20 protein-coding genes and 1 tRNA gene are annotated in these 21,647 nt (G+C 68.9%); 2 read left to right on the forward strand and 19 right to left on the reverse strand.

Annotation, left to right across the window (positions count from 1 at the left end):
• Nucleotides 1–40: 40 nt before the first annotated feature.
• From W7S_RS01130 to W7S_RS01200, 15 genes are all read right to left on the reverse strand, one after another.
• Nucleotides 41–664: a maleylpyruvate isomerase family mycothiol-dependent enzyme gene (locus W7S_RS01130; RefSeq protein ID WP_008263058.1), complete on the reverse strand. Its 624-nt coding sequence runs from the start codon at nt 662–664 to the stop codon at nt 41–43.
• The gene (locus W7S_RS01135) at nt 661–1,149 is read right to left on the reverse strand and encodes an SRPBCC family protein (RefSeq protein ID WP_008263060.1); all 489 of its coding nucleotides are present in this window, start codon (nt 1,147–1,149) and stop codon (nt 661–663) included. The genes W7S_RS01130 and W7S_RS01135 overlap by 4 nt, the downstream gene beginning before the upstream one ends.
• Complete coding sequence (locus tag W7S_RS01140) at nt 1,146–1,469, reverse strand: helix-turn-helix transcriptional regulator (RefSeq protein ID WP_008263061.1); 324 nt, start codon at nt 1,467–1,469, stop codon at nt 1,146–1,148. Before W7S_RS01140 ends, W7S_RS01135 begins: the two co-directional genes overlap by 4 nt.
• Before the next feature lie 58 nt (nt 1,470–1,527).
• Nucleotides 1,528–4,806: an arabinosyltransferase domain-containing protein gene (locus tag W7S_RS01145; RefSeq protein ID WP_085976417.1), complete on the reverse strand. Its 3,279-nt coding sequence runs from the start codon at nt 4,804–4,806 to the stop codon at nt 1,528–1,530.
• Nucleotides 4,807–4,812: 6 nt separating this feature from the next.
• Entirely contained in the window at nt 4,813–6,693 is a 1,881-nt protein-coding gene (locus W7S_RS01150; protein WP_008263063.1) for a galactan 5-O-arabinofuranosyltransferase, read from the reverse strand.
• Between the two features lie 2 nt (nt 6,694–6,695).
• Nucleotides 6,696–7,460: a decaprenylphospho-beta-D-erythro-pentofuranosid-2-ulose 2-reductase gene (locus W7S_RS01155; protein ID WP_008263064.1), complete on the reverse strand. Its 765-nt coding sequence runs from the start codon at nt 7,458–7,460 to the stop codon at nt 6,696–6,698.
• A gap of 11 nt (nt 7,461–7,471) precedes the next feature.
• Nucleotides 7,472–8,854, reverse strand: coding sequence for an FAD-binding oxidoreductase (locus W7S_RS01160; protein ID WP_008263065.1), 1,383 nt, complete (start codon nt 8,852–8,854; stop codon nt 7,472–7,474).
• A gap of 91 nt (nt 8,855–8,945) precedes the next feature.
• Complete coding sequence (locus W7S_RS01165; RefSeq protein WP_008263066.1) at nt 8,946–9,368, reverse strand: GtrA family protein; 423 nt, start codon at nt 9,366–9,368, stop codon at nt 8,946–8,948.
• 41 nt (nt 9,369–9,409) lie between these two features.
• Nucleotides 9,410–9,889 carry a GreA/GreB family elongation factor gene (locus W7S_RS01170; RefSeq protein ID WP_008263067.1) on the reverse strand — a complete coding sequence of 160 codons (480 nt, stop codon included), beginning with the start codon at nt 9,887–9,889 and terminating at the stop codon, nt 9,410–9,412.
• A 91-nt stretch (nt 9,890–9,980) separates the two neighbouring features.
• Nucleotides 9,981–11,441 carry an HNH endonuclease signature motif containing protein gene (locus tag W7S_RS01175; RefSeq protein WP_008263069.1) on the reverse strand — a complete coding sequence of 487 codons (1,461 nt, stop codon included), beginning with the start codon at nt 11,439–11,441 and terminating at the stop codon, nt 9,981–9,983.
• Nucleotides 11,442–11,483: 42 nt separating this feature from the next.
• Nucleotides 11,484–12,314 carry an ABC transporter permease gene (locus W7S_RS01180; RefSeq protein WP_008263070.1) on the reverse strand — a complete coding sequence of 277 codons (831 nt, stop codon included), beginning with the start codon at nt 12,312–12,314 and terminating at the stop codon, nt 11,484–11,486.
• Nucleotides 12,315–12,363: 49 nt separating this feature from the next.
• Nucleotides 12,364–13,281 carry a glycosyltransferase gene (locus W7S_RS01185; RefSeq protein ID WP_014710811.1) on the reverse strand — a complete coding sequence of 306 codons (918 nt, stop codon included), beginning with the start codon at nt 13,279–13,281 and terminating at the stop codon, nt 12,364–12,366.
• Complete coding sequence (locus tag W7S_RS01190) at nt 13,278–14,075, reverse strand: ABC transporter ATP-binding protein (protein ID WP_008263074.1); 798 nt, start codon at nt 14,073–14,075, stop codon at nt 13,278–13,280. The genes W7S_RS01185 and W7S_RS01190 overlap by 4 nt, the downstream gene beginning before the upstream one ends.
• Nucleotides 14,076–14,095: 20 nt before the next feature.
• Entirely contained in the window at nt 14,096–14,548 is a 453-nt protein-coding gene (locus tag W7S_RS01195) for a bacterial proteasome activator family protein (protein WP_225323837.1), read from the reverse strand.
• 78 nt (nt 14,549–14,626) lie between these two features.
• Complete coding sequence (locus W7S_RS01200; RefSeq protein WP_008263079.1) at nt 14,627–16,600, reverse strand: DUF6541 family protein; 1,974 nt, start codon at nt 16,598–16,600, stop codon at nt 14,627–14,629.
• Between the two features lie 129 nt (nt 16,601–16,729).
• On the opposite strand from W7S_RS01200, the gene W7S_RS01205 reads away from it, so the two are divergent.
• Entirely contained in the window at nt 16,730–17,926 is a 1,197-nt protein-coding gene (locus W7S_RS01205; RefSeq protein ID WP_008263081.1) for a cysteine desulfurase-like protein, read from the forward strand.
• On the opposite strand, the gene W7S_RS01210 is transcribed toward W7S_RS01205, so the two are convergent.
• A complete protein-coding gene (locus W7S_RS01210) occupies nt 17,923–18,891 on the reverse strand; it encodes an NAD(P)H-quinone oxidoreductase (RefSeq protein WP_008263084.1) in 969 nt (322 codons plus the stop codon). The two genes, W7S_RS01205 and W7S_RS01210, sit on opposite strands and share 4 nt — an antisense overlap.
• Nucleotides 18,892–18,928: 37 nt before the next feature.
• On the opposite strand from W7S_RS01210, the gene W7S_RS01215 reads away from it, so the two are divergent.
• Nucleotides 18,929–19,015 (forward strand) — tRNA-Ser (locus W7S_RS01215).
• Between the two features lie 8 nt (nt 19,016–19,023).
• Here W7S_RS01215 and W7S_RS01220 read toward each other — a convergent pair.
• The 3 genes from W7S_RS01220 to lipE are packed head-to-tail and all read right to left on the reverse strand — an operon-like array spanning nt 19,024 to nt 21,634.
• Nucleotides 19,024–20,142, reverse strand: coding sequence for a hypothetical protein (locus W7S_RS01220; RefSeq protein ID WP_008263086.1), 1,119 nt, complete (start codon nt 20,140–20,142; stop codon nt 19,024–19,026).
• A 39-nt stretch (nt 20,143–20,181) separates the two neighbouring features.
• Nucleotides 20,182–20,370, reverse strand: a complete 189-nt coding sequence (locus W7S_RS01225) for a hypothetical protein (RefSeq protein WP_008263089.1) — start codon at nt 20,368–20,370, stop codon at nt 20,182–20,184.
• 28 nt (nt 20,371–20,398) lie between these two features.
• Nucleotides 20,399–21,634 (reverse strand): lipase LipE, encoded by a 1,236-nt coding sequence (lipE, locus tag W7S_RS01230; protein ID WP_008263090.1) that lies wholly within the window; start codon nt 21,632–21,634, stop codon nt 20,399–20,401.
• Nucleotides 21,635–21,647 lie beyond the last annotated feature (13 nt).

The raw sequence follows: 21,647 nt of genomic DNA on the forward strand, positions 1-21,647 counted from the left end.
CTTTGTGCCATCGGGACGCGGGGCCGGGCAGCGGGCGCTGCTATCCGCCGAGCCGGGCCGCCAGGGTCGCGTGCCCGGGACCGTCGAGGTCGGCGAGCGCGGCCGGGCGCCCGGACATCGCCATGAGCAGCGCCTCGCCGGGGCCGGTCACCTCGGGCCCGTCGCCGTGCGTCCACTCGAGGTCGGTGGCGCGCAGGCGCAGGCGCCTGATTCGCCGTCCCGCGCCGATCCTGGGGTTGCCGGGCACCAGGGAGAGGACCCGTTCCAGGCGGTCGGGCGGGACCTCGCGCGGCCGGTCCAGCGCGCGGCGGATGTCCTGGTGATGGATCGTGCCGTCGACGAGGGCGATCATTCCGCCGAAACCCGCTGTCAATCCGCGTGGTTCGAGGTGGTTGCGCAGAAACTCCAGCAATTGTTGCGGGGTCAGGTGCGAGAATTCATCGACGCCCACCTGGTTGGCCCGCACCACCAGGCCCTTCGCGAATCGCTTCACCAGCCCCAGGGTGCCGAGCTCCTCGTAGCTGATCACATGCGCGACAACGTCTTTCACGCTCCACCGCGCGCACAGGCTGGGCGCCTCCCAGTCCCGCGGCGCCAGGGTGGCCAAAAAGTCCGCCAGGTCGGCCCGTTCGGCGCGGGCCATGGGCATCAGGTCGGCGGTCATCGCGGGTCACCGCCGCTCAGCAGGTCGGCGTAGCGGGCCAGGTAGAGCGGCCATCCCGCGTCGCCGTCGACCCCGTCGGCCACCGAGGGCCAGCCCGGCCCGTGGCGGTCGAGCTGGCGGTGTTCGAGGTCCACCCGGGTGCGTCGGTCGGGCTGGGCGGTGAAGCGGACGTCGACCTCGCTGGTTTTGGCCGGGTCGGCTTCCAGCTGCCAGGTCGGGCCGATGTCCCAGCTGAACACCACGCGATGCGGCGGCTCGTAGACCAGGATCCGCGCCCACCGGCACACGCTTCCGTCGACGCCGCGGTCGTAGATGTGGCCGCCGACGCGGGGCTCGAACACGGTCTCGGCGATGGGGACCGCCAAGAGATTGTGCTCGCGTGGCTTGAACGCGCCGAACTGCTGCGTGAAGACGGTGAACGCGCGCTCGATGGGGGCGTTGACGACGACGTGGTGGGTGACGTTGGGCGTCCGCTGGGATGTCATGTCGATCCTTCGTTGGTCTCGTCGATGGTCCGCGCATAGCCGGCGAGCGCCTGGGTCCAGAACCGGTCGAGGTCGGCGCGGAGCGCCTCGAGGCCGGTGGGGTCGAGCTGATAGACGCGACGGGTTCCCGCGGCCCGGTCGCGCACCAGCCCGGCGGACTTGAGCACCTTGAGGTGTTGCGACACGGCGGGTCTGCTGACCGGCAGGTCGCGCGCCAACTCACCGACCGCCGACGGGCCGTGCGCGAGCCGTTCCACGATGGCCCGCCGCGTCCCGTCCGCCAACGCCAGCCACGCGTCAGCGGTTTGGTAAGTGGTCACGAACCGTAAGCATAGGCTTACGGATATCCGCGTTCAAGGGTCGCGCCCGCGACGGCGCCTACGTCTTGCGCAGCGGCGCCGGGTTCCACAGACCGCTGCGCGTCGCCGTTCCCAGCAGTAGGTCGGCGGGTTGCGCGCCGGGGTAATACGGCGTCAGCCGCTGCAGCGAGCCCCAGTCGCGGGACCAGTCGTCCTTGAGATAGGTGGCCATCGTGGTGGCTTTCACCAGGAGTTCGGTGACGCCCAGCGGGCCGCCGCCGTTGTTGTCCATCACGGGCGAGTTGGCCTCGGCGCCGAACCGGTCGGGCAGGATGCGCCACTTCGGTGTCTCGTCGACGCCGTTCTGATGGCCGAACGGTCGCTGACACGGGAAGGCCAGCCCGACGAGCCAGTCCAGGAACACCGGGTCGGCGGAGCCCACCACGTCCTGCAGCGTGCGCAGCCGCGGAATGCGCGGCGGTGTCAGGGCGATCCAGTGCTGCGGCGCCAGGTCCTCGTCGTCGGCGACCAATCGAATCTGGGTGGCGGAGTCGGGGATCGCCGACAGCGCCAGGCGCAGGTTGCGCCAGGCCGGGGACGCGCCCACGTCGGCGAATTGGAACGAGCCGCCGGGGTGCCCGCCCGCCGCCTGCGCGTCGGTGGCCCACTGCACCTGGACCTCGCGGGGGTCGAAACGCCCGGCCGCGCTCACCACCAGCAGCGGGCCCGCCTCGTCGCGCGCGGGCAGGCGATACCACCCGGACCGCAGGTGCGCGGGAATCTGGATGCCCGAGCGCCAGCTGCCGAGCACCGGGGTGCGCGCGGGGTCGAGGTTGAAGGGCAGCTGGGCCGACGATCCGTTGATCCCCGGCGCGGGGGTGGTGCCGCCCTCGGTTCCCGCCTGGTTGCTGCCGGTCTTCTCCTCGTCGTTGACGAAGCTGCGGTCACCCGGCCGTTCCATCACCGGGTCGGCGCGGACGTCGGCGGGAATTCCGTTGGGCGTGAAGGCTTCCGACAGGCCGGCGCCGAGGGCGTCCGCCGCCGAGGCGCCCACCGGCGAGAGCATGCCCGCGTTCGGGTCCTGCTCCACCAGAACGTCCTCGGCCAGCCCGCACGTCTTGCCGGTCAGCGCCTGCAGGTTGGAGCGGCCGACGGACCAGGCCGGATACTGGTCGGTCATCGCCAGGGTCAGCGACGCCACCTCGAACACCACCAGCACCCACGTCGCAATTGCCAACGGGGACTGGATGATTCCCGCCACGCGTGCGCCCAGACGGGTCTTGGGTGGCCCGTTCTCGGGGGCGACGAAGTGGAACCACGCCGCCGCCAGCAGCACCACCACGGTCAGCCCGAGCAGGGCGGTGGCGAACGCGTAATGCCATGCCGGGAACGCATTCGACCAGGGCACACCGAAATTCGAGACGTACCACCAGCCGTTGACGCTGGCGAACGACAGCGCCACCAGGAACAGCACCACGGCGGCGTACACGGTGCGGTTGCGCCGTGACCGCATGGCCACCGCGGTCACCGCGACCGCGGCGAGCGCGCCCAGCGGCCCGGCGAGCCCGGCGAACACGCCGAAGTGGTGGGTCCACTTGGTGGGGGTGAACATCATCGCGACGAACGAGATGATGGTGATCCCGACGATGCGGCGGCTCGGCCCAGCGGCGGTGCCCGGAATTCGGCCCTTGCGCAACGACATTGCGACCGTGACCCCGAGCGCGAGCACCAGCGCCAGCACGGCGAAGCGGCGGGCGACCGACCCGTCGGGGCTGGCCATGAACAGCCGCTCGTAGCGGATGTGTTCGTCGAACCAACTGAGGCTGGGGCCGACGGCGCGCTTGAGCATGGTGGCCTGGACCTCGCCGGCCAGCGTCTGGTCGCGGAAGATCAGGATGGCGGTGACGGTGACCGCGGCCAGCAACGGCAGCGCCAGCGGCAGCGCGCCGAACCGGGTGATCCTGCGGTGCAGGATGGTGCGCAGCGGCCCGATGGCGACCAGCAGGGCGCCGATCGAGGCGATGCCCGTCGGCCCGGAAAAGAGGGTCAGCGCGCCGATGATGCACGCGATCGCCACCGGCAGCAGCCGGCTGGTGGCCACCGCGCGCTCCACCGAACACCACGTCAGCAGGATGCCCAGGGCGATGATCGGCTCGGGGCGCAGCCCGTTGTCGAGCGGGAGCCAGACCGCCAGGAACGTGCCCGCCGCGGTCCAGGCCGCCGCGCGGTTCTGCTTGACCGCATGGCCGAGGCGGGGCATGACCTCCCGGCTGATCACCCACCAGCACGTCAGCGCCATCACCAGGGTCGGCAACCGCATCCAGATGCTGGTGGTGCTCACGTGGGCCCACAGCGCCAGCAGGTCGTAGTACCAGCCGAACGGTGCCTCGGGCGTGCCGAACCAGCGGTAGTAGTTGGCCATGTAGCCGGCGTGCTCGGACACCCGGGCCATGGTCAGGATGTAGCCGTCGTCGGAGGTGTTGGCGCCGACGAAATGCCACCACACCAGCACCGCGATCACCAGGGCGTCCAGCGCGCCGATGGACCACCAGCGCGCGGGTAGGAAGCGGCGGTGCCGGGTTCCGTCGGCGGTGTCGAGCCGGTGCAGCGCGACCAGGGAGGCGGCGGTCAGCACCAGCCCCAGGATCATCGCCGCCATCTTCAGCGGGGTGGGGCTGCTGCTGTAGCGGGTGTCGACGGTCGCCGAGAAGCTCAGCCCGGGCGGGGTCGGCCCGCTGAGATCGGTGAAGACGCCGACGATCTGAGGCCGGAAGTCGTAGCCGCTCTTCTCCCCCCGCAGCGGCGAGCCGGGATGCTCGGAATTGGGTCCCTGGGTCAGGCCGACGAACTCGGCGGTCACCCGGTCGGCGTGCGCGGTGAACGTCAGCCGCTGGCAGGCCGGGCCGAGCACCTGGCTCAGCGGGGCGCTCACCACCGGGACGTTGCGCACCACCAGCACCAGCTCGTCGTTGGCCCGCACGATCAGCAGGCCCCGGTCGACCGCCTTGGGCGCCTGCTTGGGCACCGTCGACAGCAACACCGTCTTGCCGGCGTTACCCCCGCCGGTCAGCCCGGCGGCGGCCTGACACGGGACGGTGATGTTCAAATCGGTGGCCACGTAACCGATCAGGGGCGCCTCGACGCTGCCGAAGGTGCCGTTCTGTGGCCAGTTCAGCTGGGCGGTGGTCTGGTCGACCGGCAGCAGCGGGGTGGCGATCGCCAGCAGCACGCCGAGCAGCCCGGCGACGGAAGCAACCAGCCGGGCGATCCGGTGATTGGTTTCCGTGGCTGACACGGTGCTAGATGCTAGTTCTTCCGCGGTGTGCGGCCCCGTTTGAGGCGTGGTCTCGGTGCTCATCGGTGGTTACGCCCCCGGTTTGCGGATGGCCAGCACGAAGGGGCCGACGCTGCGGACGTCGAAGCGCGGGCTGTCGAACAGGGCGCCGCGCAGATCGACGGTGTAGCGGCGCACGTTGGGCTGGTTGGGGTAGACGTCCTCGGCCAGCCGCAGGGTGTAGTTGCCGTTAGCACCGCGGCGCATCAAAAAGACCGTCGGAGGTGGCCAGGGGCAGGCATCCAGGGCGTGGATCAGCTCGTCGGCGGTCTTGAGTTTGGACCACTTGTCGATCTGCGCGGCCCGCAGGTCGAATTGCGCGAGCGGGTTGGCGTAGTGCGAGGTGAGCCCCTGGAATCCCCAGTAGGGGTAGAACGACAGGAAGCTGTAATCGGCCGTCATCACCACGGTCTGGTCGCGCGGCTTGCCGGTCACCTGCGTGATGTCGTGATCGATTGTCGCATAGAACTTTTCGGCGCTGGGCGGCCGCCGGTCGCCGCGCTGCCCGTTGCCGTCGGTGTCGGTGTAGGCGATGGTGAGGTCGGGGCGTAGCACGTCGGGGATGTCCTGGCTGAACGCGATCGCGGCGGTTAGGCCGATGGCGCCGGCCACCGGGACGATCGCGCGGCCGCGCGGCTTGAGGGCCAGCGTCGCCTCGAGGAAACCGAAGGCCCCGGCGGCCACCAGCAGCACGCTCAGCGTCGGCTGCAGCCGGAACGACAACAGAGTGACGCGCGCCAGCGTGGTGAGCATCGACAACAGCGACCACAGGTAGATCGCCACCACGCCGATGGCCAGCGCACCGGCCCGCACCGAGGAGCGCGCCCGCACCACCAGCCACAGGGTGCCGATCATGGCGACCACACCGAGCAGCGTGAACTGCAGCATCGGGAAGGTGAGCTCGGCCCCGTCGGCCGGCAGGTAGTGGGCGGCGCCCCCGGTGTTGCTGATCGGACTGCGCGCCGCTCGCACCAGGAACGGCAACCAGGTCGTGCAGCCGATCACCACGGCGATGCCGGCGATGACCGCCAGGCGTCGCAGCGGATCGAGCGCGGCCTTCACGCCGTCCCGGTGCCACCGCACCCCGGCCAGCCACAGCGCCATCAGCCCGATCGCGAACGCGCTGAACCCGAACAGCAGCGTGTACCAGGTGGCCGTCCACCCCAGGAAAATCCCTGCGCCGATCACCGCGCCCCAGCCCGCGCGCCGGCCCGCGTCCGGACGGTCCGCGGCCCGCAGCCCCGACCAGGTCAGCACCAGCACCGGCGGCAACAGCACGGTGATCATTGCCGAGTAGGGCTCGGGCGAGCCGTACGCCAGCGTGACCGCGGCCGTCGCGGCGGTGACGATCAGCGCGTACTCGAACCGGACCATCCGCCACCACAGCACCAGCGCGACCGCGACCGCGACGGCGATCGAGGTGATGGCCCACGGTTTGAAGACCTCCCACGCCGGCGTCCCGGACAGCGCCGCCGCGCGCCCGCCGATCCAGAACCAGCCGGGCGGGTAGAACGGCGGCAGCCCAAGGTAGGTCATGTCGCGCAGGGCGGGGCTGTCGGCGAGCCGGGTGACGTATTCGGTGCGGAACTGCTGGTCGACGGAGATGCCGAACAGATACAGCTTGGTGGCCCCCAGCGGCATGCCCAGGGTGACGACAGTGAACGCGGACACGAACACCAGCCCGCCCAGCTGGGCGATCAGCCGGTGCCCGCGCCGCCACACCCATCCGGTGGCGACCAGGCCGGCCAGGCAGCCGACCTGCCCGACGGTGGTCAGCGCGTGCAGTTGGTTGGACGACGGAAAGGCCGGCCACTGCACGCCAGAGATGGCGATCAGCGACACCACCGCGACGGCCACCGCAACCAGCGCCGCCAAGGCCATCTGGCCGAGGGTGGCCAGCGCGTTGCGCATGATCAGATTGGCAGCTTGCGGAAGATGGGACGCGGGACGTGTCGCAACACCATCATCACGTAACGGAATGCTGCTGGTGCCCAAACCAATTCCTTACCCTTTGCGGCCGCGGTGACCGCGAGGTTGGCGACGTACTCCTTGTCGACGGTCAGCGGCGCTTCCTTGACGTGCGCGCTCATCCGGGTACGCACCTGGCCGGGGCGAATCACCAGGACACGAACCCCGAACTCGCGCAACGCTTCTCCTAGCCCCAGGTAGAAGCCGTCCAGGCCCGCCTTGGTGGAGCCGTAGACGAAGTTGGACCGTCGCACCCGCTCACCGGCCGCCGAACTCATCGCGATGATCTGGCCGAAGCCCTGCGCCCGCATCTTCTCGGCTAACAGCACGCCCACCGAAACCGCTGCGGTGTAGTTGATTTCGGCGGCCAGCACGGCCTTGTGCTGGTTTTGCCACAGCTCCTCGGCGTCACCGAGGATGCCGAAGGCGACGATGGCCACATCGACATCACCGTTGGCGAACGCCTGATCGATCATCTTCGGGTGGGTGTCGGGGTCGGTGGCCTCGAAATCGATCAGCTCCACCGACCGCGCGCCGGCGGCCTTCATCTGCGCCACGGCGGCGTCGCGGCCCGGGTCGTTGGGCATGGCGGCCAGCACGATTCGCGCGTGCGCGTTCTGCAGGTAGCGCTCGCAAATGGCCAGCCCGATCTCGGAGGTGCCGCCGAGCAGCAGGATCGTCTGCGGATTCCCCACGGCGTCTAAAACCATTGGCGCACCATCTAGAGCAGCTCCAAACGTCGGGCCATGTCCGAGGCGAACACCCGTAAGGGGTCGACCTTGCGGCGTACCGCGATCCATTCGTCGATGCGCGGATACATGGCGTGGAAGGTTTCTGCGCTGACACGGGAGTCCTTGGCGGTGTAGACCCGTCCGCCGAATTCCAGTGCGCGCCGGTCGAGTTCGTTGAGGAACTCGTTGATCCCGGGCTTGTTGGGGAAGTCCATCGCGACGTTCCAACCGGCCATCGGGAAACTCAGTGGTGCGCGGTTGCCCGGGCCGAAAAGCTTGAACACGTTCAGCGCCGAGTAGTGGCCCGTGGTTTGGATCCAGCGGATGATGTCCTTGAATTCGTCCATCGCGTTCGGCGGGACCAGGAACTGATGCTGGGCGAAACCCCTTGGGCCGTAGGCGTTATTCCAGCCGCTGACCAGATCCAGCATGTGGTAGAACTGCGACAGGTTCTGGATCTTGCCCGAGTAGGTTCCGCCCAGCCGGTAATACGTCTCGCCGATGGCCATGAACGACAGCTTGTTCATCGCGCTCACCGGAAACACGTTCGGCACCGTCAGCAGCTGCGGCGCATCGAATTTCAGCGGGTTCTTGGCGAGCTTCTTCGGCAATTGGTCCAGCTTCGCCAGGCTGCCGCGGCTGACCGCGGCCCGGCCGAGCTTCGGGGGCGGACTGATCAGGTCGAACCACGCGCTGGAGTAGGTGTAGTTGGCTTCGCTGCCGTCCAGGTGCACGGCCACCGTCTCGTCGAGATCCTTGGTGGCCACGCCGTCGGCGATGAAATAGGCCGTCTCCGTGGGCGTCATGGCGATGGTGGCGCGCAGCACGATCCCGGTCAGGCCGTTGCCCCCGACGGTGGCCCAGAACAGCTCGGCGTCGTCGCCGTCGGGGGTGATGGTGCGCACGGAGCCGTCGGCCATGAGCAGGTCCATCGACCGCACGTGGTTGCCGAAGCTGCCCGCGCTGTGATGGTTCTTGCCGTGGATGTCGCAGGCGATCGCCCCGCCGACGGTGACCTGGCGGGTGCCCGGCAGCACCGGGACCCAGAGCCCGAACGGCAGCGCCGCCTTCATCAATTGGTCCAGGCTGACCCCGGCGTCGACATCGACCAGCCGGGTGTCGGCGCTGATCCAGTGAATGCGGTTGAGCGCGGTCATGTCGATCACCAGGCCGCCGCCGTTTTGCGCGTTGTCGCCGTAGGAGCGGCCCAGCCCGCGGGCGATCACGCCCCGGCCGCCCGAGCCGGCCGCCCGGGCCACCGCCTTGGCGATCACCTCCGGATCACGGGTGGACAGCACCTGGGCCACCGACGGTGCGGTGCGCCCAAAGCCCATCAGCCGGGTGGGCTTGGTCACGGGATCGGTGCTCGACATCGTCAAAGAGGGTACCGCCTGCTCCGGCGGCGATGCGGGACGCAGGCGCCCCGCTGAGGAGGCGGGCGATCCGGGCTGGGCCGGAGGCGGCTCAGTGGATGCGGAAGATCACGGCCCGCTGCACGACGAAGTTGATCACCGTCGCGGTGCCCTGCGCGATCACGAACGCGACAGGGATCGCCCACGCTTGGTAGTGCAGAAACGCCAGGCACAGGTGGTTCAGCCCGACCTGCACGGCGAAGGTGATGGCGTAGAGGACCATGACCGCGACGAACCGGGCGGTGCTGGGGGGCGCCTGGAAGGTCCACCGGCGGTTGATCAGGTAGGCGGTGATGGTGCCGACGATGAAGCTGATGGACTTGGCCACGTCGACCTGTACGTGCGCCGCTTTGAACAGCAGCACGTAGAGCCCGAAGTCCACGATCCCCGCCAGGCCGCCGGTGACGACGAAGCGCGTGACCTGTGTCGTCAGACTCAGGCGCGCCGGCGCGGCCGGGGACTCGGGGGGAAGCATTGGGGGAGTCTAACGGGACCGCCGGGCACCGGCGGGCAGCGTCAGCGGGGCAGTTTGACCGCGATCAACTCGACCTGGTTCTCGCCCTGGGGCGTCGAGTACGTCACCGTGTCGCCCGGCTTGCGCCCGGCCAGGGCCTGGGCCAGCGGGCTGCGCGCGGTCAGCGTCTCGGCCTCCCGGCCGACGGGCGTCTCCTCGACGATCGAGATCACGTGCATGGTGACCACTTCGCCGTCGGCGAACCGCAGTGTCACCTCGGTGCCGCCGGGCAGCGTCGCCGAGGAGTCGGAGTCCGGCGGCCCGGCCCGCAGACGCCGGTCCAGTTCGTTGATCCGGTCGGAAAGCACCACGAGTTCGTCGGCGCGCTGGATCGCCTCGGCCGCGTCGCCGTGATCGCCCACCATCCCGCGGTCGTTCTTGACTTCGGCCTCGAGGCGGTCGCGCCGCTGCCGCAGCCGGTCCAGCTCGGCTTCGAGGTTGTTCCGCGCGGCGTCCGCTGCCGATGGGGCTTTCTTGCTCACGTCCGTGGACCTTTCGCCCGGTGTGCTCAGGTGGCGTACCAGTGTGACACCACGATGAGCGACCCGCCACCATCTGCGGGAGAACCGGACATCAGAAGGGCGGCGGGTCGTTGTTGTGGGGCGCCGACCGCTCGGCGTGACGCGCTGCCTCGGCGCTGAAGCGGGCCTCGTTGATGCCGCGCTCCCAGCGGACCCGGGCGGCGCGATCCTCGGCGCGGGTTCGCTGCCGGACGGGCATCATGACCCCCCGGTTCTGCGAGGGTGCGGGCGCGACGGCCGGCAGTGACAGCGTCCCGGTCGGGACCGCCAGCGCCGGAAAGTACAGGCTGCCACCAGGTTTGGTGATGTACGTATGTCCCGTCGGCGACGTCCACACCACGGTGCCGTCGGGCAGCTGGCGATCCCGCCAGCCGTCGGGGCCCGTATAGAACGTCTTGAGCAGGTGATGGTGGCGGCAGAGCAGCTTGAGGTTGGACGGATGGGTGGGGCCGAGCGGAAACGGCACCGTGTGGTCGATGTCGCAGACGTCGGCCGGGGCGTCGCAGCCGGGGAATCGGCATGTCAGGTCGCGGAAGCGGACGAATTCGGCCAGCGCGGTCGACGGCCGGTACCCGGGCTCCGCCCGGTCCGGCGGCGGCGAGAGCGGCTTGGTCTTCGCGACACCAGCCAACTCGCGCAGCGAGCCCGTCGGCAACGGACCGAACCCCGGCAGCAGCGCCGGCGCGCGCGCCTCGCCGCCGACCGCGGCCGGCTCGGCCAGCACATGGACCACGACATTGGTTCCCGGGGGCCGCTGCGCCGCAGGGCAATCCGGGCAGCCACAGTCGCAGCGCAAGACCGTCTGCCCGGCGGCCATCGCGCCCATCGCATCGGCGCGACGCTGGGCCTTGGTGCGGGAATCGTTCCGGCACACCGAATCGGCCAACGCGTCGAGCGCGCGGTCCACCGCGGCGGCATCGGTGGGACGCACCCTCGCCGAGATCTCGGCCAGCCCCGGGCTGATGGGCCCGATCTCGACACGGCGATCTTGACTGCGCATCCCCGGCACGCGCACCCCTGCGGGATCGATGCGCGCCACCCACATGTCAATGCGCTCGGCCATTTTCGGCCCCGACAGCCGCATCCATTTCGGCGCGTGCCGGGCGACCGCGGCGTCTAGCCGGGCGATCAACTCGGGGTCCTCGATCAGCTCGGTGCGGTACACCACCGCCGCCATCAACCGGAAATCGATGTGGCCCTGGGCGAAGACCTCAGCGACCCGGGGCAGCCGCTCGCGCAACGCGATCGCATAGTGCAAGCGCCCGGACGCGCGGCCCCGACTGATGCCCAGCGCGGCCGCCACCTCGGCGACCACGTTCTCGTGTCCGTCGACCGCCCAATTGAAACGGTCGGCGTCGTCGTCCGGCGCCCGACGCGCATACAGCTCGCCGATCGCCGCCAACTCGCGCGCGCAGTGCGCGTTCTGCGCCCGGGCCGCCGCGGTGACGCGGTCCAGCACACCGGCGTCGTCGACGCCCTGAAACGCCAGGTCACGCGGCACTGCTTCGAACATACGTTCGATGATAGCGCCGCCCTGTGACAAGTCAGGGAAACGCTAAACCCAGTAGGGCACCCGGGCGCGGTACTGGCGCATCGCGAAGGCCGCGAACACCCAACCGACGGCCGTCAACACCAGCACCACGGCCCAGTGCCGCAGCTCCTGGTGCGCCCCGAGTAGCGGCGCGCGAACGATGTCGAGGTAGTGCAGCAGCGGGTTGAGTTCGACGATGCGGGACCACCGCCCGGCGCCCTGCTGGCGCAAGGTGTCGTCGTTCCAGATGATCGGCGTCATGAAGAACAGCAACTGCACGACGGAGAACAGCAGCGGACCGATGTCGCGGTAGCGGGTCGCGAGGATGCCGAAACACAGTGACACCCAAATGCAATTGAGCACGATCAGCGCCAGCGCCGGGAGCACCGCGAGGTCGGCCCACGACCATGGCTTGGGATAGATCATCGCGATCACCGCGTAGATGACGATGTTGTGCGCGAACAGGATGACCTGCCGCCACACCAGTCGGTAGACATGCACGCTCAGCGGGGTGGGCAGCTGCTTGATCAACCCCTCGTTGGCGACGAACACGTCGGCGCCCTCCAGGATGGCGGCGTTGATCAGGTTCCAGATGATCAGGCCCAGCGTCACGTACGGCAGATGCACGGACAGCTCGAGGTGAAACAGCTTGGAGTACAGGCCACCCATGGCCACGGCGGTGGTGCCCGTCGCGATGGTGATCCAGAACGGCCCCAGCACCGAGCGCCGGTAACGCTGCTTGATGTCCTGCCAGCCCAGATGCAGCCAGAGCTCGTGACGACGGAAACCGTCGACCAGGTCGCGGCGGGCCCGGGTGAATGTCCGCGACTGCGCCGCCGCGTCAAGGAACGTCACGGGCGCCACTCCTCCTCATCGCTTTGCTCTGCATCGTCGTCGGCGCGCGTCATGGGCGCCATCCTCCCGGCTTCCCGAACTGTTCACGACGTCCCAAGCGCCGCAACCGGATCCACTCGGCCAGGCCACGGGGGTCGCGACGGGTCATCAGAAAGAACCAGCCGAACCGGACCCATTCCTGCACGACCAGCTTGCGCAGCCCGGGCTGTGACTGCAGGTAGCCGCGGTTGCGGTAGGTGAAGAACCGCTTGGTGGCATTGTCGGGATATTGGGTGTGCATCCGGCCGCCGAGAATCGGGCGGAACTCGTCGGATCCGCACGGATGCAGGTAGACCGCGTCCAGGCAGGTTCCGAACGGCAGGCCGGAACGCACCAGCCGCCGGTGCATTTCGACCTCGTCGCCCCGGATGAACAGCCGCAGATCCGGGACGCCGACCGATTCCAGCGTGGCGGCCCGGAACAGCGCACCGTTGAACAACGACGCGATGCCGCGCAACAGGTCCTGCCCGGTTTCGGTGCGCAATTCGCTTGCGCGCCTGCGCCATACCAGGCCGCGGCGCAACGGAAACGCCAACCGCTCGGCATCGTCCATGTTGCAGACCATCGGTGACACCTCGGCCAGGCCGTGCTTGTCCGCGCACGCCAGCAGGGTGGCAAGGACATGCGAATCCTGCGGGCGCCCGTCGTCGTCGGCCAGCCACACCCAATCGGCGCCCAGGGCCAACGCGTGCAGCATGCCCAGCGCGAAACCGCCGGCTCCGCCGAGGTTGCGTCGCGATCCCAGATAGGTGGTCGGAATGGGTTGTCCCGCAACCAGTTCGCGGACACGGCCGTCACCGGAGAAATCGTTGTCCACGACGATGAGGTGGTCGGGCAGCCGCGTTTGCGTGCTCAGCACATCGAGGGACTTGGCCAGCTCGTCGGGGCGCCGGTGGGTGACGACGACGGCGACGACGGTGTCGCTCATGGCTGTCCGGCCGTCTCGGCCAGCACCTCGCGCACGTGCCGGGCCGCATCCTCCCCCTCGTACGCCCGCACGACGTCCTCGATGCCGCCGGTCATGCGGATCACACCGTGGTCGATCCACATCGCCGTCTTGCACAGCCGGGCCAGGAATTCGTTGGAGTGGCTGGCGAACACCAGGATTCCGGACCGCTCCACCAGCCCCTGCAACCGCGACTGCGCCTTCTTCATGAAGTCGGCGTCCACCGCGCCCAATCCCTCGTCGAGCAACAGGATCTCGGGATCGATGCTGGTGACCACGCCCATCGCCAGCCGGACCCGCATGCCGGTGGAATACGTGCGCAGCGGCATCGACAGGTAGTCACCCAGCTCGGTGAACTCGGCGATCTCGTCGACCTTGGACTGCATCTGCTTTCGGGTCTGCCCGAGGAACAGGCCGCGGATGATGATGTTCTCGTAGCCGGAGATCTCGGGGTCCATCCCGACGCCGAGATCGAAGATCGGCGCTACCCGCCCGGTGACCTGCGCCCAGCCCCGGGTGGGCTCATAGATGCCCGAAAGTAGGCGCAGCAGAGTCGATTTCCCCGCTCCATTGTGGCCGACCAGGCCGACCCGGTCGCCCAGCTCGAGGGACATGGTGATGTCCCGCAACGCTTCGACGACGACCACGTTGGAGTTGTTGCGTCCGATCGTGCCGCCCGCCTTGCCCAAGAAGGCCTTCTTCAACGAACGCGACTTGGCGTCGAAGATGGGAAATTCGACCCACGCGTTGTGCGTCTTGATGTGAGGACCCGACACCGTGAACTACTCGAGGTCGCTTACAGGTACTGGCCGTGCCCGGGCGCGCCGCCCGCCTTGCCGACGCCCGGGGGGAGCGCGCCCTGGCGCATCTTTTCCAGCTGGGCGCGGGCGGCCATCTGCTGGGCGAACAGCGCGGTCTGGATGCCGTGGAACAGCCCCTCCAGCCAGCCCACCAACTGCGCTTGGGCGATGCGCAATTCGGCGTCCGACGGCGCGGCGTCCTCGTTGAAGGGCAGGGTGAGGCGGTCGAGTTCCTCACGCAGTTCCGGCGCCAGGCCCTCTTCCAGTTCCCGGATGCTGGTGGCGTGGATCTCACGCAGCCGGTTGCGGCTGGCGTCATCCAGCGGCGCTGCGCGCACTTCCTCGAGCAGTTGCTTGATCATGGTCCCGATCCGCATCACCTTTGCCGGCTGCTCGACCAGATCGGTCAGGGAGCGCTCGTCGGAGTCATCGTCGGTGATCGCCATCATCCGCGGGTCGACGCCGCCGATGATTTCGACGTCGTCGTCATCGTTGCGGGTACTCAAAACTTCACCATCCTTCGTGGACTATGGGTGTGGCGTCGTGCCGCTTGGTCGCCATTCATAAATTCGGGCGCCGCCATTGTCGTAGATCAACGCCCACGACTTCGACTTATCCAATGACACTAGTCCGTCGGGTACGGCGAACCCCCGGACAGTCGGCGCACTCGTGTAGATGTACCGGATATTTAGCGCCTTGATCGCTTCGAGGACCCTCGGATCGGAATCGCCCCGCCGCGCCGAGGTCCAGAAGATGTAGCGGTTGGGACCGGGCCCCATCTGTTGCGGGTAGTCGTAGTGCGTCCAGAGCGGGTGCAGATCGGCGACGGCGTACATCCACGCGGTACCGTCGGTGTTGGCGTTGCCGATCAGGGTCTCGCGGGCCCCGGGGAGCTTGGCCAGATACGCCATGGCCATCAGATCGCGTTGGTCGATCATCACCGAGTCGTATTTGTCGCCGAACAACCACAGGTGCCGATAGAGGTAGTGGCGCGCGCTGAGCACCGTGGTCGCCACCAGCAGCACCGCGGTGACCGACACCCAGACCGGGGCGGGCAGCGGTTTGAACCGGTCCGACAGCCGTCGGGCCCCGGCCACGACGCCGATCACGATCGCGAACAACGCGATGCCGGCCATCGGCTCCAGCAGCAGGGTGGTGGCGGCCGCGATCCGGCGCGGATCCTTGTAGAAGAACTCGCCGAACATCCCGGCCACCGCGCCGACGGGGCCACCGATCGGATTTCCTGCGTCGACGTTCACCACGATCAGCAGCAGCCACAGGGCCAGCGGCCACCAGATCCGCTTGACCAGCAGGATGACACCGCCGATGGCGGCCAGCGCGATCAGCCCGTATTGGACCGGGAAGTCGTTGAGGTGGCGGGAGTGCTGGAAGACGGCGTCGAACAGCCCCCGCTTCTTGCTGAGGTAGGTGAGGAACGAGTGCCCGGCGATGATGTCTTCCTGTTCCTGCACGCTGATGAACTGCGGCAACAGGATCAACCCCGACACCACCGCGACGCACGCCAGGGCCGCCACATCGGCCAGCCTGCCGCGCACGGGACGCCACAGCGCATCCAGGAGCCACCAGGCCAGCAGCAACAGCAGCACGATCACACCGCCGGTGATGTGCACCGACATGACACCCACCAGCGCCAGCACGGCCGCGGGGATGCGGTCGCGGTGCCGCAACGTGGAGGTGATCAGCACGAACGCCGGCACCGCGGCGCCGTAGGCGGCCAGGTTGGGCATCGCGGCGACGGCGAACTCGACATAGGGGACCGCCGTGAACGACGCGGCCAGCGTGGCTGCGGTCGCCGCGGCCCCCGCGCTGCGCCATTCGTCCCAGGTCGGGCGCAGCACCCGCCAGGTGAGCATCGCCGCGCCGGTCGGAAACAGCCACACCGATGCGGCGACCGAGCTCAACGTGTAGCCCGTGGTCGGCGCCGCCCCGGTCAGCTGGCAGAACACCGCGGTCAGCGCGTGGAACACCGACGGGTAATACAGCGTGTGGTGCGTCTCGACGTTGCGCAGCTCGCCCATGTGGGTGGAGGACGCCTGGCCGGTGTCGAGGATGAACCGCACCTCGTTGGCGTGCCACACCGCATCCCAGGTGCTCGGGATGGTCTGCCAATGACCGTCCAGGCCGCGGTAGGCGGCCCACATGATGAGCAGGGCCCCCAGCGCCACCCCGGCCGCCACCGTGATCGCCGGCCAGCGGCCGATCCTGCGGGTCTCGGCGTCGCGGTCGCGGTAGCGGCCGAGCAGCAGTTGGAAACCGGTCATCACCAGGCACATGACGACCAACGCGGCCAGCGCGGTCCAGCCGTTCCACGGTATTCCGATGGCACCAAACGGAATAATGGCGAGCGCAACCACGCCGTAGGTCAGCGCCGGGCCCACCGCAACAGCGACCGGCCAAGACAACTGACTGATACGTGCGATGATCGCCCCGGGCGCTATCAGCAAAAACAATGCAATGAGCGTTCCGAACCAGAGCCCCACTCGACTAGTATGGCTGGCCGGGTGCCCTGGCTCGGGAGGCCACCGACTGGCCGGAACGGCTTGGACCCTTTCAAGGCACCCGCTACCGTCGCAGTTTCGCAAAAACGCGAAAGCTTTAAGGTGGCCCACATGGCATACGACGTCGCCCGGGTGCGCGGACTGCATCCGTCGCTGGGTGACGGGTGGGTGCACTTCGACGCTCCCGCCGGGATGCTGATTCCCGACTCCGTCGCGACGACGGTGTCGACGGCTTTCCGCAGGTCTGCGCCCACCACCGTGGGGGCGCACCCCTCGGCGCAGCGCAGCGCCGCCATCTTGGAGGCGGCCCGGGCGGCCGTGGCCGATCTGTTCAACGTCGAACCCGCCGGCGTCGTGCTGGGCGCCGATCGCGCGATCCTGCTGTCCGCGCTGGCCGAGGCGTCGTCGTCGCGCGCCGGCCTGGGCTACGAGGTCATCGTCAGCCGCCTGGACGAGGAAGCCAACATCGCCCCGTGGCTGCGGGCGGCGCACCGGTACGGGGCGAAGGTCAAGTGGGCCGAGATCGACATCGAGACGGGCGAGCTGCCGACGTGGCAGTGGGAGGGCCTGATCGGGAAGTCGACTCGGCTGGTCGCCGTCGCCTCGGCGTCCGCGACGATGGGCACGGTCACCGACCTGCGGGCGATGACCAAGCTGGTGCACGACGTCGGCGGCCTGGTGGTGGTCGACCATTCCGCCGCGGCGCCCTACCGGCTGCTCGACATGAGGGAAACCGACGCCGACGTGGTGGCGGTGAACGCCGCCGCGTGGGGCGGCCCGCCGATCGGCGCGATCGTGTTCCGCGATCCGCTGCTACTCAACTCGTTCCATTCCATCTCGGCCGACCCCAAGGCCACGGGCGCGGCGCGGCTGGAGATCGGTGCGCACCAGTTCGGGCTGCTGGCCGGGCTGGTCGCCAGCATCGAGTACCTGGCGTCGCTCGACGAATCCGCCCGCGGCACCCGGCGCGAACGCCTGGCGGTGTCGATGCAGTCCGCCACCTCGTACCTGAATCGGATCTATGACTACCTGATGGTGTCGTTGCGCTCGTTGCCGTTGGTGATGGTCATCGGCCGCCCGGAGGTGCGGATCCCGGTGGTCAGCTTCGTTTTGAACGGCGTGCCCGCCGAACGAGTGGTGCAGCGGTTGGCGGACAACGGGATTCTGGCCGTCACCAACGAAAGCTCCCGCGCGCTCGACGTGCTGGGCGTCAACGACATCGGCGGCGCGGTCACCGTCGGGCTGGCGCACTATTCGACGACGGCCGAGGTCGACCAGTTGGTGCGCGCGCTGGCCTCCCTGGGCTAGACCGTCAGGACGATCTTCCCGGTCACCTTGCCGTCCACCAGTCGCTGGTGCGCGTCGCCGGCCTGCTGAATGGGCAAGCGGGCGCCGATGATCGGCCGCACCCGTCCGTCGGCCACCATGGGCCACACCGAGGCCGTCACCGCCTGCACGATGTCGCTTTTGCTGTTCGCCCCGGTGGCCGGACGGCCCCGCAGCGTGGTGCCGATGACCCGCGCCCGCTTGGCGAGCAGTTTGCCGATGTTGAGCTCGCCCTTGACGCCGCCCTGCATGCCGATGATGACGAGCTGCCCGTCGCTGGCCAGGGCGTCGATGTTGCGATCCAGGTAGGCCGCGCCCATGATGTCGAGGATCACGTCGGCACCGCCGGACTCCTGTAGCCGCGCGACGAAGTCTTCGTCGTGGTAGTTGATGGTGATGTCGGCGCCCAGCTCGCGGCAGAAGTCGAGCTTCTCCGCCGAGCCGGCGGTGACCGCCACCCGGGCCCCGAGCGCCCGCGCGATCTGGATCGCGTGGCTGCCGATGCCGCTGGCCCCGCCGTGCGCGAGCAGTAGCTGGCCCCGGCTCAGGCCCGCGATGAGCACCACGTTCGACCACACCGTGCAGGCCACTTCGGGCAGCCCGGCCGCGTCGACGAGGTCCACACCGGACGGAATCGGCAGCACCTGGCCGGCGGGAACGGCGACGTACTCGGCGTACCCCCCGCCCGCCAGCAACGCGCAAACCTCTTGCCCCGCAGACCATTCCGTGACACCGTCGCCGACTTCGGTGATGACACCGGACACCTCCATGCCGATGATTTCGCTCGCGCCGGGCGGCGGCGGGTACTTGCCGGCGGCCTGCAGCACGTCGGCGCGATTCACACCGGCGGCGGCCACCTTGACCACGACCTCGCCGGGCCGAGCGGACACGTCGGCCACTTCTTGCCAGGACAGTTGACCGGAGGATTCGGCGACGATGGCTCGCATGGCGGCCACGCTACCGGCCCCCGTTACCCTTGTCCGTGGTGGCGTGGCAGAGCGGCCTAATGCACTCGCCTTGAAAGCGAGAGACGGCTAAAACCGTCCGGGGGTTCAAATCCCTCCGCCACCGCCCTGAAGTTACTCGACGCTCTGGTGCAGCGTCGGCGCGTAGCGCAGCACCGCACCGATCCCGTCGGCCGGCGAGATCCGCTCGTCGGTGCGCACCAGGGCCGCGCCCACCGAAATCGCCGATACCGGCAACGCCTCGTCGGCCCGCAGCGTCTTGGCGGGAGCGGCGCCCTGCTCCGACAACACGTTCTCATCGGGGGCGACGGTCGTCAGGCCCTCGTCGGCCACCACGGTGGCGTCGCCGATGTCACCGATGATCAATGTCTCCACCGCGCCCTGGCGCAGCGCCGAGCACACCGGACCGAGTCCCTCGGCCGCCAGCCCGGACTGCCGCCCGATCTCGGCGGTAAACCGTTGTGCCGCATCGTCGATCGTGCGCAGCTGGCGTTTGACGAACTCGTCCTCGATGGCCTGCTCGATCTCGCCGAAGTCATGCCCGCTGTGCCGCGCCCCAACCTCGAGGGCCACCGCGCGGTCGTGCAGTCGCTCCGGCAGCGCGGCCAGCAGGTCGGAGCGCGACCGCACCTCACCGACCACGAAGATCACCTCGATCGCCTTGTCGTCGGCGAGTTCGGCGACGCGATCGGCGACCGCACGCACGTTCTTGCGGGCGGCCTCGTCGGTGCGCAGCTGGGGGTCGCCGTATCCGGCGGTCTCGGCCCCCGCGGCCTTGTGCACGGGGTAGCCACCGCCGTCGACCGTCTCGGTGCGCAGCGTCCCGCCGAGGTGGGTCATGATGTCGGCGCCGCTGTGGTCGACGACCACCAGGACATAGTCCGGGTGATCGAAGCTCTGCTCCAGAATCGGTACCAGGTAAGGCAATTCGGACACCCGGACCACGCTCGCGGCGGGGCCGCGAGCCAGGTGCTCGTTGATCACCACACCGTCGGCGCTGGCGATCACCGCCCGTCCACTTCGGCCGATCGGGGGACGCAGGTTCATGGCCGCGTCCTCGATCGCGGCGATCACCGCGGCGTCGGCGTGTGCGCGTTCGAGGTCTTCTTTGATCGCCCGCCACTTGAGCTCGAGTTGAGCCTCGGCGTCATGGGTGTCGTGCGAGTCGTCGAAATACACCGAAACGAACGGCCCCGGTGCGTCCAGCAGCTTGCGGAAGCGTTGCGAGTCCATGCCTTGTTGGTTGCCCCGCGAGCCGGAGCACAAACACCGTCAGCTTCGATCGCCCTCGCTGTCGTCGAAGAAATGCCAATCGCCGTCGTGCTCGACTTCCATGCGCCAGCCGAGCTCGCTGTTGTCGGCCTTGTTGTCGACGAACCATGCGTGTGCGTCGTCGGCGCTGTCGATGTCTTTCGTCGCGACGACGTCGCCTTTCGGATTGAGCACTCGATAGGTAGCCATGCCGGCAGGGTTCCCACTGCCGTGGCCGTTAACCGGTGGGGATTTCGGCGGCGATCGTGTCCATCAGGGCCGTGTACCGGCGGGCTTCGGGATCCCGCCCGGGTTTGCCGCTGCTCACCACCCCGGCCGCCAGCCCGCGCGCGGGGTCGGCCCAGATCGCGATGTTGACCAGGCCGAGGTTGCCGAAGGCGTGCGGCGCGTTGCGCCCGAAGGGTCCCCACCGGTTGGTGCCGAGGATGTAGCCGGTGCCCCAGCGGGCCGGTTGCAGCCCGACCGCGAAATCCGGTCGCAGCCTTCGGCATTCGGCTATCGCGCCGTACATGGTCTCCGGTCTGATCACCCGCACACCGTCGAGTTCGCCTCCGCGACGCCAGATCTCGGCGAACCGCGACATCTCCTGGGCGTTCGACACCGTGTTGGACGACGGGATGATGGTGGTCAAGAACAACTTGGAGTTCGTGTACGGAATGATCTCGTGCACGGTTCCGCCGATCGCCTTGCGGAAGATCTGGGCGACCACCGGCGGTAGCGTCCGCCCGGTGGCGTGGCTCGGCGCCACCAGCGCCACGTCCTTCTCGGCGACGCCGAAGTTGGTCCAGCGGAAGCCGAGCGGGTCGAGGATCTCGGTGCCCAGGATTTCGCGAATTTCCTTGCCGGTGGCCGCATACACGATCTCGCGCACCAGCGGACCCCAGGTCAGCGCGTGGTACATGTGGAACAGCCCGGGACGGTACAGGGGCCGCAATTCGCCGAGCTTGCGTTGCGCGTACTCGTGGTCGTCGGCGCGCGTGACGTCCGGCCGCGGGCCGGTCGGGAACGGCAGCCCGGCGCTGTGCGTCATCACGTGCCGGATGGTGATCCGGTGCTTGCCGTGGCTGGTGAAGGTGGGGATGTAGTCGCAGACCCGGTCGTCGAGTGAGAAGACGCCGCGCTCGGCGAGCATGTGTACCACGGTCGCCGCCATCCCCTTGGCCGCCGAGTACACGCAAAACGGGGTATCGGGCGTGACGGGGATCCGCTCGGCGTCCGGTGGGTCGCTCGGGGCGTTGCCCCAGCCGTGGCCGATCGCGCGGTTGAGCACCACGCGCCCGTGCTGCCGCAGGCACAACTGGATCGCCGGATGGAACCCGGCCCGGTACCAATGCCGCGCCGCCTGCCAGATCCGGTCGATGGCGGCGCTGTCGATTTCGGAGTGGTCTTCCGCACCGATCGTCGTCACCGCGTCCAGGTCGGCCGGGACGCGGATCTTGCCGTCAGGAGTCACTTCAGCGAGGGTA

Source organism: Mycobacterium sp. MOTT36Y (assembly GCF_000262165.1).
GTDB classification, from domain to species: Bacteria; Actinomycetota; Actinomycetes; order Mycobacteriales; family Mycobacteriaceae; genus Mycobacterium; species Mycobacterium intracellulare.

Coding starts and splice junctions, on each gene's coding strand:
- W7S_RS01220 (WP_008263086.1), bottom strand. CDS start 20,142: ATGGACTCGCAACGCTTCCGCAAGCTGCTGGACGCACCGGGGCCGTTC.
- W7S_RS01205 (WP_008263081.1), top strand. CDS start 16,730: ATGGCATACGACGTCGCCCGGGTGCGCGGACTGCATCCGTCGCTGGGT.
- W7S_RS01210 (WP_008263084.1), bottom strand. CDS start 18,891: ATGCGAGCCATCGTCGCCGAATCCTCCGGTCAACTGTCCTGGCAAGAA.
- W7S_RS01155 (WP_008263064.1), bottom strand. CDS start 7,460: ATGGTTTTAGACGCCGTGGGGAATCCGCAGACGATCCTGCTGCTCGGC.
- W7S_RS01165 (WP_008263066.1), bottom strand. CDS start 9,368: ATGCTTCCCCCCGAGTCCCCGGCCGCGCCGGCGCGCCTGAGTCTGACG.
- W7S_RS01130 (WP_008263058.1), bottom strand. CDS start 664: ATGACCGCCGACCTGATGCCCATGGCCCGCGCCGAACGGGCCGACCTG.
- W7S_RS01195 (WP_225323837.1), bottom strand. CDS start 14,548: ATGATGGCGATCACCGACGATGACTCCGACGAGCGCTCCCTGACCGAT.
- W7S_RS01145 (WP_085976417.1), bottom strand. CDS start 4,806: ATGAGCACCGAGACCACGCCTCAAACGGGGCCGCACACCGCGGAAGAA.
- W7S_RS01175 (WP_008263069.1), bottom strand. CDS start 11,441: ATGTTCGAAGCAGTGCCGCGTGACCTGGCGTTTCAGGGCGTCGACGAC.
- W7S_RS01185 (WP_014710811.1), bottom strand. CDS start 13,281: ATGAGCGACACCGTCGTCGCCGTCGTCGTCACCCACCGGCGCCCCGAC.
- W7S_RS01225 (WP_008263089.1), bottom strand. CDS start 20,370: ATGGCTACCTATCGAGTGCTCAATCCGAAAGGCGACGTCGTCGCGACG.
- W7S_RS01150 (WP_008263063.1), bottom strand. CDS start 6,693: ATGCGCAACGCGCTGGCCACCCTCGGCCAGATGGCCTTGGCGGCGCTG.
- W7S_RS01160 (WP_008263065.1), bottom strand. CDS start 8,854: ATGTCGAGCACCGATCCCGTGACCAAGCCCACCCGGCTGATGGGCTTT.
- W7S_RS01135 (WP_008263060.1), bottom strand. CDS start 1,149: ATGACATCCCAGCGGACGCCCAACGTCACCCACCACGTCGTCGTCAAC.